This is a genomic window from Acinetobacter sp. YH01022 (genome assembly GCF_013420235.1).
In the GTDB taxonomy this organism is placed as follows: Bacteria; Pseudomonadota; Gammaproteobacteria; order Pseudomonadales; family Moraxellaceae; genus Acinetobacter.
Genome location: NZ_VOYP01000008.1, coordinates 39,865 through 55,659 on the forward strand (window position 1 = coordinate 39,865; position 15,795 = coordinate 55,659).

Below are 15,795 nucleotides of genomic sequence, written 5' to 3' on the forward strand. Positions count from 1 at the left end.
ATCTCCGCCTTAAAACTAGATATCTCTTTTCAGGAGATTATATGAAATAGTGAATAATCTTTAAATTGATATTCTCTTCACAATCATATCATTTATGTAAACAAGGTCATTTAAGAAATTGAAAACTAAGCCAATAAAGCAAACATAAAACATTTAGCCCCAAGTATATCTGGCAAAGGGGTTTAATTTTCTGTTCCAGTTGTTCATTTTTGCGCTTAAAAAATAAAAATGCATTTTGAATCAGAACAATGGGGACCAGAATACAGGCAATGATAACGCTTAATCCAATAAGTGCTGCATTAATAATTGCGGGATCTTGTGTTTGTGCCTGAATAACCAGCATGGCAATAGTAGGAGCTCCCCCCATTGCGAAGAGTAATGAATAAAACATCGTCGCTGATATATTTTTATGCATCATGCACAACCTTGTATTTCTTTTATATTTAACATTCTAGCAAGCGCAAATAAATTAAACAGTATTCTCTGATGCAACTTTAGTCGGGCAAAACAGTCTGCATACAAGGCGTAGATATATTTTCCAAATGAAATGGACAAAAAAGCCTCGCAAATGCGAGGCTTTTTGTACATCTTAATTCTTGGCAGATTAAGCTTCGAATGGATGGCGAAGAATAATTGTTTCTTCACGGTCTGGACCAGTTGAAATGATGTCGATTGGACATTCAATCAATTGCTCAAGACGTTTTACGTAGTTAAGTGCGGCTTCTGGTAACTGATCAATTGATTTAGCACCAAAAGTAGACTCAGACCAGCCTGGCATAGTTTCATAGATTGGCTTTAAAGTTTCGAATGCAAGCGCATCAGAAGAACCTACGCAACCAGAATCAGCAGCTTCGTAACCGACACAGATTTTCACTTCTTCTAAACCATCAAGAACGTCAAGTTTAGTCAAGCAGATACCTGAAAGTGAGTTTACTTCTACTGAACGGCGAAGAATTTCAGCATCGAACCAACCACAACGACGTTGACGGCCAGTAGACGCACCAAATTCTGAACCTACAGTACCCAAGTGTTTACCAATTGCATCACCCACATCGTTCGCAGCATCGTAAACAAGCTCAGTTGGGAATGGACCAGCACCTACACGTGTTGTGTACGCTTTAGTGATACCCAATACATAGTCAAGGTGTAATGGACCAAGACCAGAACCAGAACTTACGCCACCAGCAGTCGTGTTTGAAGAAGTTACATACGGGTATGTACCATGGTCAACGTCAAGAAGTGAACCTTGCGCGCCTTCAAACATGATGTTATCACCGTTTTTACGGTATTTATGAAGTTCACCTGTTACATCCACAACTAATGGAGCAACAACTTCACGCCATTGGTCGCAAAGAGCAAGTACATCTTCAAGATTAACTGCTTCTACACCGTAGAATTGAGTCAACTGGAAGTTGTGGTATTCAAGGAGCTCGGTAAGTTGAGCTTTAAGATGTTCACCACCACGTACCAGGTCAGCAACACGAATTGCACGACGTGCAACTTTATCTTCGTAAGCCGGACCAATACCACGGCCAGTTGTACCAATTTTTGCATTGCCACGTTTTTTCTCACGCGCTTGGTCAAGTGCAATGTGGTTTGGAAGGATTAACGGACAGTTTGGAGAAATACGTAAACGCTCACGTACTGGCACGCCTTCTTTTTCAAGAATATCCATCTCTTTAATAAGCGCTTCGGGTGAAAGAACCACGCCGTTACCAATTAAGCACAGTACATTTTCACGTAAAATACCAGATGGAATGAGGTGTAATACAGTTTTCTTACCACCAACCACAAGAGTATGGCCTGCGTTGTGTCCGCCTTGATAACGAACGACCGCTGCCGCTTGATCTGTGAGCAGGTCAACGATTTTACCTTTACCTTCGTCGCCCCATTGGGTACCGAGTACCACAACATTCTTGCCCATAATAGCCTCATTGCATCATGCTGTTAAAATTGAAAACTTGAATCAGTGACTCAATACTGATTCAGGTCATTAAATCTGTTCGACTTTCCATTCCCCTGCTACATTCACCAATTGGTGAGTCGCAAACGGAATTGAGTTTAAATCGTCATTGCCTAATAACTGAATAACACTTAAGCCTTGTGCACGCAGAGCAGCAATTGCATCAAGTAATGCTTTGTCTGTCCCTTTCGGTGCAACCACTTTTTGAACTTGCTTGAACTGACCTGCACTGAGTGCATATAAGTCACAAGAGAAGCCTGTTGCAGGACGCGCACGCCCGAAGTGTTCACCAATACCGTCATAACGACCGCCTTGAGCCAGAGGGGCTGCACGGTTTGGTGCATAGACGGCATACATTAAACCAGTGTGATAGTGATATGAACGAAGCTCTACAACATCAATACCAATATTCAAATCTGGCCAACGTGCCTGAATTTCAGACCGTGTGGTTTTTACTGCATCAAATGCCTGTTTGAATGCCGGGTCTGCAATAATTTCAGCACTCAGGTTGGCTTCTAAAGCATCTAAATCACTGGAATAACGACCCAGTGCATAAAAATCTGCACCAAATTTCAATTCTTGTGTAACTTCAGCAAGTTCAGGCAATGCTTTACGTTGATAAAGATCTGAAAGCTGACTTTCTTCCGCCTTGCTTAAACCGGCGTGTTTAACCAGACTACGGAATAAGCCGACATGACCTAAATCAAGATGGATGCCATCTACAAAACTTGCTGTTTTTAATAAGTTGAGCATCACGTCAATCATTTCGACGTCAGCATCAATACTGTCTGAACCAAAAAGTTCCGCACCCAGTTGCAGCGGTGCACGCGTGGTATTAAAACCTTGAGGTTTGGTGTGTAAAACCGTGCCAGCGTAGCAATAGCGCGCTACGCCTTCGACCGGATGTACATGCGCATCGATACGGGCCACTTGCGGTGTCATATCGGCACGCACACCAAGTAAACGACCAGAGAGCTGATCGATGACTTTAAAAGTGGCCAAGTCTAAATCTTGATTCGATTCTGAGAGAGAAGAAAGAGATTCGATGTATTCGATAAATGGCGTGTACACCAGCTGATAACCTCGAGATGCGAGGAAATCCAATGCTTCACGGCGCAAAGCTTCAATTACTTGCGCTTGTTCTGGTAATACATCAGCTACACCATCAGGTAATAACCATGTCTCTGAAATGGGCATGTTGTAAACCTAAATACTTGTCAGCGCGGAAGTAATCCGCATAAAAAAATCGGGAGCACACCCGATTTCTCCTAGTCTAGCACGATCACTTTAGCTGTGCACATGACTTTTTGCAGATTTGTTCGTTTTTTACCAACTAATTTATGCCGTTTAAAAACTGAATCAGCTGAATCATTCACGATTGATCAGCACTCTCGCAAATTCAACCGTTATAAAGTAAAAAATACTGGAATCAGCTAAAATAGCAAAAGCCAATCTAAACTATTTGTATAAAGCCATTCTTCCAAAAAACCAGCGATGAGTCAGGCCCTTTTTATAGCAACGTTTCCAAAGCTGGTTTAGTGGAATATTCTGAAAGATCTCTCTACAGCTTCTTTAAGAATACTATAAGCTCACCTTAAAATTAAGCTGAAGGCTTGTCTGTTGAGTGAACCGTTTTTGCCAGCAGTCCAACCAATTCGGCATTTTGCGATTCCACCTGATTCAGTTTTGTCGTGGTTTTATCAATCACTTCTTGCTGAATGTGCATTTTCTTCGCCAGGTCCTGCATAATTTCCAGCGTTTTCCTAAGGTTATCTTCCAGATGAACCACTTTTTTTTCCAATTGTTGATTCAACTGAATTTCACTGAGTGCAGCACCTTGGTTGGTAAATTGTGCCCAAATCAAAAAGATCACTGCTATGGCCAAAAGGAAAATAAATCCCCATATAAATATCAACATAGGTGCGCTGCTCATGTTATTGATTCCTGACTTATTATTATCATGAATCGAGGTGATTAAATTAAAAAGACTTATAATTTTCGTATAACAATTAAAAAGTGATTGTAAAATTAACTCTGTCTAGCTAGAGAATATTTATTATAAGCATTTTTCTGGGTCGATGATCCACTGCCACTGTCCATAGAGCATTTCCTGGCAGTCTACCCATCCTACTGAAGACCATGCATTTACTCAAGATTTAACCGACTACACGAACAAATTAATAATAATTGAGCTACAGATCACACTTAATAAGCTAAGCCCTGCGAAATCCGATCACTTGCGGAAATCGCATCATTCAATAGCTCATCTCACCATCATCTTTTAAATAAGGTTCGCTATTTATGAGTAAAAGATTCACACAGGTCCAGCAAGCGATTCGCATAGCCCCATTCATTATCATACCAGGCAAAGACTTTGGCTTGATGACCCACCACCATGGTTTGGCTCAAATCCACGATGAGTGAATAAGGCGAATGGTTAAAGTCTGATGAAACCAGAGGCTCATCGGTAACATCCATAATTTCCGCATAATCCTGACGTGCCGACTTGATCAGGATTTCATTAATTCTATGTGCTGTGACATGCGACTGCGCAACAAAAGTAAGGTCAATAGCAGCCACATTAATGGTCGGTACGCGTATGGAATAACCATCTATGCGCTCTGCCATTTTCGGCATGACCCGTTTTAAGGCCCCTAGGGCCGAAGATGTGGTCGGAATAATATTGTGTCCTGAAGCACGGGCACGGCGTAAATCGCGGTGAGCATGATCCAGTACTGACTGATCTGCCGTCACTGCATGGATTTCTGTCATCAGTGCTGTATCAATGCCAAAAGCATCATCTATGATTTTAACTAAAGGTACCAAGGCTTGTGTGGTGCAGGATACACTGGAAATAATCCGGTCCGTAGCTTTGACTTCGTGATGGTTTACCCCATACACAATGGCGGCATCCACCGTGTCAAAGGGTGCAGCACCAATAATGACCCGCTTCGCCCCTGCAGTAACATGTCCTGTGGCTGCTGCACGTGAACGGAATAAACCGGTACATTCCAGCACCACATCAATATTTAACTTATTCCAAGGCAAGCGTTCAGGCTGTTGCTGGCTAAAAACCTGTACCTTTAATTGCGCCAGACCTGCAGAAATATGCAAAAAAATCTGTTCATCCTGCAAAAGCACTTCGACCTTGCCTTTGAAGCGACCATGGGTGGTGTCATATTTAAACAAATGCACCAGTGTTTCTACATCTGCAACATCGTTAATCGCCACGATATCAAAATGAAAATCCTTAGGATTTTCAAACCAAGCCCGTAATACATTGCGACCAATTCGCCCGAAACCATTAATGGCTACTCGTTGCATCAGATATCCTTAACTCTTGGGTAGATGTAAACACCGCTCTATGTTAATGGATTTTAACCAGATACCGATACCATTTCTGCTGCTGTATTTATAAAATATCTCGCAACAAAGGGTTCAGCCTGCTGCTTTTAAGCTTATTTTGTCGCAAATTTTATTCAGACCAGATTGCCTTAAAATATTTACTTCACTTTTCACTTACTTGATATCTTATGCATAAAGCAGAATTTGGCTGATTAATTCAGTGCATGAAACCTAATACCGCTTAAATAGAATTGTGATTAATTCGCCTTAAAGTGATTGGTGCATGCCGCTTTTTCCGTTATACTTTAGCGTTTTAAAATTTTAAGCCAGTATCTCAAGCCAGCTTTATAAAGGTAAGACTTGCTTGACGTGCTATTAGCCAAATACAAGATTTATGGAGTGACTTGGTTGTGAGTACTCGTTTTATGACATCAGCTGAAATTCGCGAAGCTTTTTTAAGCTATTTTGAATCGCAAGGGCATACACGTGTCGCGTCGAGTTCTCTGGTTCCTGCCAACGACCCAACATTATTGTTCACCAACGCTGGGATGAACCAGTTTAAAGACTGCTTCCTGGGTCTTGAAAAACGTGACTATGTTCGCGCAACATCTTCACAAAAATGTGTCCGTGCCGGTGGTAAACACAACGACTTGGACAACGTGGGCTACACTGCACGTCACCACACCTTCTTTGAAATGCTAGGTAACTTCTCTTTTGGTGATTACTTTAAACGTGATGCGATCAAATTTGCCTGGGATTTTTTGACTAATGAGCAATGGCTAGGCTTACCAAAAGACAAACTCTATGCCACTGTTTATCATACCGATGACGAAGCCTTCGACATCTGGAACAAAGAAATTGGCTTAGATGCATCTCGCATCATCCGTATTGGCGATAACAAAGGCGGTCAATACGCATCGGATAACTTCTGGGCAATGGGTGATACAGGTCCTTGTGGTCCTTGTTCTGAAATCTTCTTTGACCATGGCGACCACATCTGGGGTGGCTTACCCGGCACACCTGAAGAAGATGGCGACCGTTTCATCGAGATCTGGAACAACGTATTCATGCAGTTCAACCGTACTGCTGATGGCGTACTGCATCCTCTTCCAGCACCATCTGTAGATACAGGTATGGGCCTGGAACGTATTTCCGCAGTTTTACAACATGTAAACTCAAACTACGAAATCGACCTGTTCCAGCACTTGTTAAAAGCTGCGGCTGAAATTATCGGTTTAGACACGTCCGAACTTGAAGCCAAAGCACAAACTGAAGGTAAGCCAGTTGACTACCCTGCTTCCCTTAAAGTGGTGGCTGACCATGCACGTTCATGCTGCTTCCTTATTGCTGACGGTGTAAACCCTTCGAATGAAGGCCGTGGTTATGTACTGCGTCGTATTATCCGTCGTGCTGTGCGTCACGGTAACAAACTGGGTGCGACCGGTTCATTCTTCCACAAAATGCTTCAGCCATTAATCGAAGTCATGGGTGCTGCATATCCTGAACTTGCAGCCAACCAAGCACGCATCGAAGCGCAACTGCTGAAAGAAGAAGAACAATTTGCGAAAACTTTAGAGCAAGGTTTGAAATTGCTTGAAGGTGAATTGGCTCAACTTAAAGGTTCTGTGATTCCAGGCGCAACAGTATTCAAACTCTATGATACTTATGGCTTCCCGACTGATTTAACAGCTGATATTGCACGCGAACGCGACTTGACCATTGATGAAGCCGGCTTTGAAAAAGAGATGGCTGCACAACGTCAACGTGCGCGTGACGCAGGTAAATTCGCCATCGACTACAACAGTATTGTAAAAGTTGAAGGTGAAACCCAGTTCGAAGGTTATGAAGCCACTCAAGCTCAAGGCCAAATTGTTGCGATCTATAAAGATGGCGAACAGGTTGATGAAGTTGTAGAAGGCGACGAAGCGCTCATCGTATTAAACCAAACCCCTTTCTATGCAGAAAGCGGCGGTCAGATTGGTGATACAGGTATCTTCAAAAACGATACCGGTATTTTCGAAGTTCAGGATACCAAAAAATCTGGTGGTGCATTCGTACACCAAGGTATTGTGACCATGGGTAGCTTAAAAGCTGCTCAATCTGTTGAAGCGATTGTTAAAGCAGACATCCGTGAAGCAACATCACGCAACCACTCTGCAACCCACCTGCTACATGCTGCCCTTCGCCAAGTGTTGGGTTCACATGTACAGCAAAAAGGTTCATTGGTTGCATCTGACATTTTACGTTTTGACTTTGCCAATGACCAACCTGTTTCATTCGAACAGCTGCAGGAAGTTGAACGCATTGTAAACCGTGAAATTATCGCCAACACTACCGTTTCAACTGAACTTCTTGACATCGAATCTGCCAAAGAAAAAGGCGCGATGATGCTGTTTGGTGAAAAATATGGTGACGAAGTACGTGTACTTTCCATGGGTTCAATTATCGATGAGAAAAACTTCTCGATCGAACTGTGTGGCGGTATTCACGTCAAACGTACCGGTGATATCGGTCTGTTTAAAATCACCTCTGAAGGTGGTGTAGCGGCAGGTGTACGTCGTATTGAAGCGGTGACTGGCACAAAAGCGGTTGAAGTGGTTCAAAAAGCCGACCGTGATATCAACACCATCAATGGTCTGTTAAAAGCGCAAAAAGAACAAACCATCGAGAAAGTTGAAGCGCTGGCAGATACAGCATCCAGTCTGCAAAAGCAGATTGAACAACTCAATCAGAAATTGGCGAACTTCCAGGCAGCTGAACTTTTAAGCCAAGTTCAAACTGTGGCTGGTCGTCAAACATTGATTACTACTGTACAAAACATGGATGCGAAATCGCTTCGCAACCTGCACGACGGTGTAAAATCTAAATTAGATCATGCAGTGATTGTACTTGCTGCTGTAGAAGGTGATAAAGTCAGCCTTCTCGCTTCTGTAGCAAAAGACTTTACTGCTTCTATTAAAGCAGGTGACATCATCAAACACCTGGCAACCGAGCTCGGTGGTAAAGGTGGTGGTAAACCTGACTTGGCACAAGGTGGCGCGCCACTTAACGAGAAGTTTGCAACAGTGATGGCAGATTTGACTGCTTGGCTTGAAGCAAAATAAAACTTCACATTTTGTGTAACTGATCCTGATCGGAAAATCAGGGTCATGGTTTATATGGAACAACTATGGCATTAATCGTTCAAAAATATGGCGGTACCTCTATGGGTACTCCCGAGCGCATCTTAAATGTTGCTCGTCGTGTAAAGCGCTGGCATGACCACGGCCACAAGGTTGTGGTTGTGGTATCAGCAATGAGTGGCGAAACCAATCGCCTGCTTGCTTTAGCGAAGGCCATTACCGAAACCCCTGATCCACGCGAATTAGACCAGATGGTGTCTACGGGTGAACAGGTTACGATTTCTATGTTAGCGATGGCGCTCAACTCAATTGGAGTAGAAGCAAAATCACTTACTGGCCGCCAGGTTGGCATTAAAACCGACAGCGCATTCAACAAAGCCCGCATTGAATCTATTGATACTGATGTATTAACTGAAAACCTAGATGCAGGCCGCGTACTTGTGGTTGCCGGTTTCCAGGGCTTTGATGAATTGGGCAATACAACAACTTTAGGTCGTGGTGGTTCAGATACCTCTGGCGTGGCACTTGCAGCTGCACTTAAAGCAGATGAATGTCAGATTTATACAGACGTAGATGGCGTTTATACCACTGACCCACGCGTTGCACCAAAAGCGAAAAAAGTTGATCGTATTTCTTTTGAAGAAATGCTGGAAATGGCATCACTTGGTTCGAAAGTCCTGCAAATCCGTTCAGTTGAATTTGCTGGCAAATACCAAGTACCTTTACGCGTATTATCAAGCTTCGATAACGACGATGATGGCGCATTTGACGAAGACTTCAAAAACAACGTCGGAACTCTTATTACTACTGAATTGGAAGACAACATGGAACAGCCAATTATCTCTGGTATCGCGTTTAACCGTGACGAAGCAAAATTGACTATCTTGGGCGTGCCTGACCTGCCTGGCATTGCATCCAAAATCCTGGCGCCAATTGGTGCAGCGAATATCGAAGTTGACATGATCATTCAGAATGTGGAAGAAGACGGTACCACTGACTTCACGTTCACAGTCAACCGTGGTGAGTTCAATAAAGCAAAAGCAATTCTGGAACAAACTGCAAAAGAAATTGGTGCTCGTGAAGTTGCGACCCGTTCAGACATCGTAAAAGTTTCTATCGTAGGTGTGGGTATGCGCTCTCATGCAGGCGTAGCAAGCAAAATGTTTACTGCTCTAGCTGAAGAAGGCATTAACATTTTAATGATCTCAACTTCGGAAATTAAAATCTCAGTGATCATTGAAGAAAATTATTTAGAGCTTGCCGTGCGCACGCTTCACACAGCTTTCGGTTTAGACCGTGAATCTGGCGAATCAAGCGCACGCGCTTAATATGTAGAGTAACAAATTTAGTCCTTGTTGAACAAAATTTGCGAAATACTACAAAAAGAACAGAGCCACTATAGTTTTTTTTATAGTGGCTCTGTTATATTTGTAACTGAGGATTTTGAAAATATTAACAGAATTATTTTAGTCAAATTCTTGACAGATTGTTTTGATAATATTTCTATAATATTAAGGTTGTGTCTTTTTAAATTTTAAAATCAATTGCACGTTTAGCGTTTTGCAAGGAGATAAACATGCTGATTCTAACCCGACGTGTCGGTGAAACATTAATGATTGGGGATCAAGTCAGTGTAACTGTGCTTGGCGTAAAAGGTAATCAGGTTCGTATTGGCGTAAATGCTCCAAAAGAAGTATCTGTTCATCGTGAAGAAATCTACCAACGAATTCAACATGAACGCGCTATGCATGAACATCTGCAACACCTGGATCAGGATTATCAGCCTTCTTTTGAAGAAGATAATTTCCCACAAAATACCCAGAACGACTTTAACCGTTAAACCGTTAAAGGTTGTTCTAATATAAAGCGGCTATATGGCCGCTTTAAATTTATCTGCTGCTTATTTTTGTCCCAGCAAGGCCAATGCATTTTTAACCGGTGCATAACTACGGCGATGTTGATCAATCACGCCATGCTCAGCAATCGCTTCAAAATGGGCTTTGGTTGGGTAACCTTTATGTTTGGCAAAGCCAAAATGTGGATATTGCCGATCCAGCACCACCATCTCCCGGTCACGGGTCACTTTTGCCAGAATACTGGCTGCTGAAATTTCTGCATGCAGCGCATCCCCGCCGACCACCGCATCACAGCTCATGGTTAAGCCTTGCGGAACTTTATTGCCATCAACCAGCACATGTTCCGGCTGAAGATGCAAAGCTTCTACAGCACGGCGCATAGCCAATAAAGAGGCTTGTAGAATATTGATCTGGTCTATTTCTTCATGGCTAGCTTCAGCAATGGCCCAAGCCAAGGCTTTCTCTTGTATTTCTACAAATAATTTTTCACGCTTTTTTTCGCTGAGTTTTTTAGAATCATTCAAGCCTTCAATCGGATTATTGGGATCTAAAATAACTGCTGCCGCTACCACCGAACCCACCAAGGGGCCACGCCCCGCTTCATCTACACCGGCAATTTTCATTAATACTGTACCTACAAAAAAAGAGGCCGAATCACATCAACCTCTTTAATTTTAACATGAATTAAAGTTCTATTAGTTCATGGCTTCAGCAACACAAGCATTAATGGTTTTAGTCACTGCATTTGAAACAATGGTATTACGTGCAGCCGGATCAATTGCAGCTGTCGCCAAATCAACTGCAGTTACATTTTGTGGTGCTTTTTCACTGACACAACCACAGATTTCAGTCTGAATATTTTGCTTTTGAGTTGCAGTCATTAACTTGGTTGCATTTTGCCATGCTGGAATAGTATTCAGCTCGGTGGTACATTTGGCATTAATTGCAATTTTAATTGCAGCCATACCGAGTTGTTGAGTTGCCGATTGAGTACCTGTTGCACCAGTTGTACCTGTAGTTGTGCCAGTTGATACACATGCAGTAAGCGCTAAAGTTAAAGGTGCAAGCACAGCGATTAATTTTTTCACAGTATTATCCTGAGTTATAAAATCTGTTGGGCATATTTTGCCGAAACTTTCCCAAGGAAGAAATCTATATTTCAGTTGAATTTTCCACATCCGGATAATCTGCTTAAAAAAACGGCATCCTTTTCAGTGTTGCAAGAAGCACACGCTTCGTTCCATATCCATCATTTTTAAATATAGGCTTTTTAATTAGCATACCCAGACTTGAAAATGACATATGGATACATGGGTATAACATGAAAAGTACCTCACAATACTATACGCGTACAGCACAAATGCTGCATTGGCTCATGGCTGCTATTTTTATTGCAGCATGGTGCATTGGTTTTTATAGCGGAAATTTTCTAAGTTATGAGGTCGATGGAGGCTTTAAAGGTCAAGTTATTACGCTACATAAGAACATCGCCACCACTATTATCTTTCTGGTCCTGATTCGTATATTTTGGCGCTATACCCACCCTGTTCCAACACTACCCGACAGTATGTCACCTTTGATGAAAGTTTTGGCACATCTGGGACATTTAGCTTTATATCTCATGTTACTGGCTTTACCGATTACCGGCTGCTTATTTAGCTGGAGTGCAGGACATCCGACACCTGTTTTGTATTTATTCGAAATTCCTCGTTTGGTCCAGGATAATCCCGACCTTTTAGCCATCGTAAAACCTGTACACATTTATTTGTCCTGGTTTACAGGCTTACTTGTCATTGGTCATATTGCCGCGGCATTAAAACATCATTTCATCGATAAAGATAACATCTTGCGCAGCATGACCCGACAAGCAAAATAATCAATTTTGTCGCCATAAAAAAGCCGCACTAGTGTGACACTGATGCGGCTTTTTTATAATTCAATTTATAGTGATAAGTTATTGCAGAGCGTCCTGAGCACAACCTTTAACACTGTTCACCACCGCTTGTTTAATCAGGCTATTTTTTGCAGATTCACTCATCGATGCCATAGCTAACTCTTTGGCCGAGATATCCTGCAAGGCATGTTCACCCACACAACCACAGATTTGTTTTTGTACGGTTAATTGCCGCTCTGAACTCATGAACAAAGCTGCGGATTGCCACACTTTTGAAGCATTCAATTCACTTTTACAGCCTTGTTCAATCACTGGTTTCAACATTTTCTGGGTTAAAGTAGAGTTTTTATCGGTCGCAAAAACTGATACAGAGCCAATCAATAAAACGACTGCAAATACCCAGCAAAAAAACTTTTTCACATTAGAACCTAATAGTTATTGAACAGATCAATATATCAATCTGCCCAATCCAAAAGCATTTTTCAAAGGAATGGATTACACCAAAGAATCAATCTGTTGTGACCATTTTTGCTTTTCAGCATCAGAGATAAATGAAGCTTCAAACGAATTTTTCGCTAATTGCTTTAGCTCATCATTTGACAGGTCTAAAGCTTTTGTAATTGCAATGAAATTGTCATTCATATAACCACCAAAATAAGATGGATCATCTGAATTGACCGTTACATGTACACCCTGTTGCAATAAACGGCGGATATTATGCTGTGCCATATCATCAACCACACAGAGTTTTAAATTACTTAAAGGACACACGGTTAAAGGCATTTTATCTGCAATTAAATGCTGCATCAGCTTCGGATCTTCTTCAGAACGCACACCGTGATCAATACGGTTCACTTTCAGCAAATCCAGAGCTTCCCATACATATTCAGCCGGACCTTCTTCACCGGCATGTGCCACCACCAAGAAACCCGCTTCACGTGCTTTGGCAAAAACACGTTCAAATTTAGATGGTGAATGTCCAACTTCACTCGAATCCAGCCCCACCGCAATAATTTGCTCTTTAAAAGGTAAAGCTTGCTCTAAAGTTTTAAATGCGGCTTCTTCACTTAAATGACGCAAGAAACACATAATTAAATGCGAGCTAATGCCTAATTTGCTTTGTGCATCATCACAGGCACGTTTTAAACCCTTAATCACCGTTGCAAAAGCAATGCCACGATCGGTATGGGTTTGCGGATCGAAGAACATTTCGGTGTGAACCACTTTATCTGCAGCGCATTTTTCAAAATATGCCCAAGCCAGATCATAGAAGTCCTGCTCATGAATCAGGACATTCGCACCTGCATAATAAATATCTAAAAAAGACTGTAAATTATGAAAGTTATAAGCCTGTTTTACTTCCTCAACAGATTTATACGGAATATCAATATGATTGCGTTGAGCAATCTCGAACATCAGCTCAGGCTCAAAAGTTCCTTCAATATGGACGTGTAACTCTGCCTTTGGCATGGCTTGAATAAGCTCAAGTTGATTCATATCTTATCCTTATAAAATTTTTCAAAAATAAAAAAGGGTGCAAACCAAGTTTACATCCTATTCTAAATGGGGGGAATTAGCCGCCAAATACAGCAAATTTCAACGCCCAAAGAGCCGCAACAATCCATACCATATAAGGTACAGTTTTCGCTTGCCCAGTCAGCAGTTTGATTAATGCATAGCTAATAAAGCCCATCGCAATACCATCGGCAATTGAATAGGTAAATGGCATGCATACGATGGTTAAGAAAGCAGGAACAGCCTCAGTGATATCATCCCATTCAATGTTGACGATCCCTTGAATCATTAACACACCTACAAATAATAATGCAGGTGCAGTAGCAAAACCCGGAACCGATTGCGCCAAAGGAGCCAGGAATAAGCACAGCACAAACAACACGGCAACAACCACAGCGGTCAAACCTGTACGACCACCTGCAGCAACCCCCGCAGAAGATTCAATATAAGGGGTTGTTGAAGAAGTACCCAATGCCGCACCCGCTACAATCGCAGTCGAGTCAGCAAAAAGTGCTTTTTTCAAACGTGGTAATTTGCCATCTTTTAACAAGCCTGCACGATGTGAAACACCTACCAGCGTACCCGTTGAATCAAATAAATCCACCAGGAAAAATACAAAGATGACCCCAACCAGACTGGCAGTGAATAGGCCTTCAAAATCCATTTGCAGGAAGGTTGGAGCAATCGATGGAATGGCTCCTACAACACCTTTAAACTCGTTCAGCCCCATTGCTGTAGCAATCGCGGTAATCACCAGAATACTGATAATGATGGCACCACGGACTTTAAAGTGATGCATTACTACAATCATCAGGAAACCCAGCAAGGTCAGCAATACTGTCGGTTGTTTCAAGTCACCCAAGCCTACAAGGGTGGCCGGATTATCGACAATAATGCCTGAATTTTTTAATGCAATCAGTGCAAGGAACAAGCCAATGCCGCCGCCAATCGCAAATTTCAGCGACATAGGAATGGCATTGACAATCGCTTCACGGATTTTAAACATACTGATGGCAATAAACACCAGTCCTGAAACAAACACGGCAGCCAGTGCCGTTTGCCAAGGTATGCCCATACCCATACACACCGAATAGGTAAAGTAGGCATTCAGCCCCATACCCGGTGCAAGCGCAATCGGATAATTTGCAACAAGCCCCATCACCAGACAGCCAATTGCAGCTGCAAGACAGGTTGCAACAAAAACAGCCCCATGATCCATCCCAGTTTCGGATAAAATCATTGGATTGACAATAATGATGTAACACATGGTTAAGAAAGTGGTTACACCTGCAAGAACTTCTGTGCGAAAACTGGTTTTGTTTTCACTAAGCTTAAATAAGCGTTCTAGCATATTCTCTGAAGATGGATTAGGAGTCGTCATGACTTTACCCCTGTAAGTAAACTTTATGCTGTCAGCACGCTATAAAATTAATGATCCGTTTCTCAAATCACCATTAAGTTTATAGATGTCCAAGCAATCGATATGCCAATATTTTCATTAAAAACAAATATCTTCTACAATGTTTCGTAGGTGACAAAACAACCGGATAACAAAAACCATAAACAAAAAAGCCGCATAACTTTTATGCAGCCTCCTGAGATAGAAAGTCAAACACTTACAATGTAAATATAAGAATTCAGATCTTGGCAAATTATAACACAATGCTTTTTATTGTTTCTAAAATTTATTTTTAATTAAATTTAAATAACTTAACAATATATTTAAAACATATAGTAAAAACCCAGGCATTAAAACTTGCTGGATTTCACATGCAAGGGCACTGCAAAATGGGGATCCGAAGTTTCACTCTGCTCTACCACCCTATTATTTGGATTTGCTTCTACAGCCTTCAAAGATCGATGCGCATCCTGAATCAGTTGATCCATTTCCTGTCTTTTTTTCATTTGACTGTCGCGATAAACCCCGTACCCCAGTAAAACCACTGCAAAAATAAAGGTTGGAACTAATAATCTTTTCATCATAAAATTTTATTGTTCAACAATTCATCATGATGTTAACAAACATGAATTAAAATATAATGATAAAATATTTCAAAATCCTGTTTATTTTTTCGCAATAAAAATCCCGAAATTTATCGG

15 protein-coding genes are annotated in these 15,795 nt (G+C 41.7%); 4 read left to right on the top strand and 11 right to left on the bottom strand.

Annotated features, from left to right (window positions below; all coding sequences use genetic code 11):
- Positions 1–106: 106 nt before the first annotated feature.
- The 5 genes from FTT87_RS04165 to FTT87_RS04185 all read right to left on the bottom strand — a co-directional run bounded on the left by FTT87_RS04165 (position 107) and on the right by FTT87_RS04185 (position 5,287).
- Positions 107–415: a hypothetical protein gene (locus FTT87_RS04165; RefSeq protein ID WP_180174500.1), complete on the bottom strand. Its 309-nt coding sequence runs from the start codon at positions 413–415 to the stop codon at positions 107–109.
- A 189-nt stretch (positions 416–604) separates the two neighbouring features.
- Complete coding sequence (locus FTT87_RS04170) at positions 605–1,924, bottom strand: adenylosuccinate synthase (RefSeq protein WP_086195597.1); 1,320 nt, start codon at positions 1,922–1,924, stop codon at positions 605–607.
- A gap of 69 nt (positions 1,925–1,993) precedes the next feature.
- On the bottom strand, positions 1,994–3,160 hold the full coding sequence (locus FTT87_RS04175) for an ATP phosphoribosyltransferase regulatory subunit (protein WP_180174459.1): 1,167 nt from the start codon (positions 3,158–3,160) through the stop codon (positions 1,994–1,996).
- A gap of 403 nt (positions 3,161–3,563) precedes the next feature.
- Entirely contained in the window at positions 3,564–3,881 is a 318-nt protein-coding gene (locus FTT87_RS04180; protein WP_180174501.1) for a hypothetical protein, read from the bottom strand.
- Positions 3,882–4,258: 377 nt separating this feature from the next.
- Positions 4,259–5,287 (bottom strand): type I glyceraldehyde-3-phosphate dehydrogenase, encoded by a 1,029-nt coding sequence (locus tag FTT87_RS04185; protein WP_180174460.1) that lies wholly within the window; start codon positions 5,285–5,287, stop codon positions 4,259–4,261.
- A 431-nt stretch (positions 5,288–5,718) separates the two neighbouring features.
- On the opposite strand from FTT87_RS04185, the gene alaS reads away from it, so the two are divergent.
- From alaS to csrA, 3 genes are all read left to right on the top strand, one after another.
- A complete protein-coding gene (gene alaS / locus FTT87_RS04190) occupies positions 5,719–8,412 on the top strand; it encodes an alanine--tRNA ligase (RefSeq protein WP_180041822.1) in 2,694 nt (897 codons plus the stop codon).
- Positions 8,413–8,477: 65 nt separating this feature from the next.
- Positions 8,478–9,758, top strand: a complete 1,281-nt coding sequence (locus FTT87_RS04195) for an aspartate kinase (protein WP_180041824.1) — start codon at positions 8,478–8,480, stop codon at positions 9,756–9,758.
- 248 nt (positions 9,759–10,006) lie between these two features.
- Complete coding sequence (csrA, locus tag FTT87_RS04200; RefSeq protein WP_067723263.1) at positions 10,007–10,270, top strand: carbon storage regulator CsrA; 264 nt, start codon at positions 10,007–10,009, stop codon at positions 10,268–10,270.
- A gap of 60 nt (positions 10,271–10,330) precedes the next feature.
- On the opposite strand, the gene rnhB is transcribed toward csrA, so the two are convergent.
- Both rnhB and FTT87_RS04210 read right to left on the bottom strand, forming a co-directional pair.
- The gene (gene rnhB, locus FTT87_RS04205; RefSeq protein WP_086195603.1) at positions 10,331–10,909 is read right to left on the bottom strand and encodes a ribonuclease HII; all 579 of its coding nucleotides are present in this window, start codon (positions 10,907–10,909) and stop codon (positions 10,331–10,333) included.
- 72 nt (positions 10,910–10,981) lie between these two features.
- Complete coding sequence (locus FTT87_RS04210) at positions 10,982–11,374, bottom strand: hypothetical protein (protein WP_086195604.1); 393 nt, start codon at positions 11,372–11,374, stop codon at positions 10,982–10,984.
- A 233-nt stretch (positions 11,375–11,607) separates the two neighbouring features.
- On the opposite strand from FTT87_RS04210, the gene FTT87_RS04215 reads away from it, so the two are divergent.
- A complete protein-coding gene (locus FTT87_RS04215; protein WP_086195605.1) occupies positions 11,608–12,162 on the top strand; it encodes a cytochrome b in 555 nt (184 codons plus the stop codon).
- A 78-nt stretch (positions 12,163–12,240) separates the two neighbouring features.
- On the opposite strand, the gene FTT87_RS04220 is transcribed toward FTT87_RS04215, so the two are convergent.
- The 4 genes from FTT87_RS04220 to FTT87_RS04235 form a co-directional block, all read right to left on the bottom strand.
- Positions 12,241–12,600 (bottom strand): hypothetical protein, encoded by a 360-nt coding sequence (locus tag FTT87_RS04220; RefSeq protein WP_086195606.1) that lies wholly within the window; start codon positions 12,598–12,600, stop codon positions 12,241–12,243.
- A 75-nt stretch (positions 12,601–12,675) separates the two neighbouring features.
- Positions 12,676–13,677 (bottom strand): adenosine deaminase, encoded by a 1,002-nt coding sequence (locus tag FTT87_RS04225; protein WP_180174461.1) that lies wholly within the window; start codon positions 13,675–13,677, stop codon positions 12,676–12,678.
- 76 nt (positions 13,678–13,753) lie between these two features.
- Entirely contained in the window at positions 13,754–15,076 is a 1,323-nt protein-coding gene (locus tag FTT87_RS04230; RefSeq protein WP_166166715.1) for an NCS2 family permease, read from the bottom strand.
- Between the two features lie 368 nt (positions 15,077–15,444).
- A complete protein-coding gene (locus FTT87_RS04235; RefSeq protein ID WP_180174462.1) occupies positions 15,445–15,678 on the bottom strand; it encodes a hypothetical protein in 234 nt (77 codons plus the stop codon).
- Between the last annotated feature and the right edge of the window lie 117 nt (positions 15,679–15,795).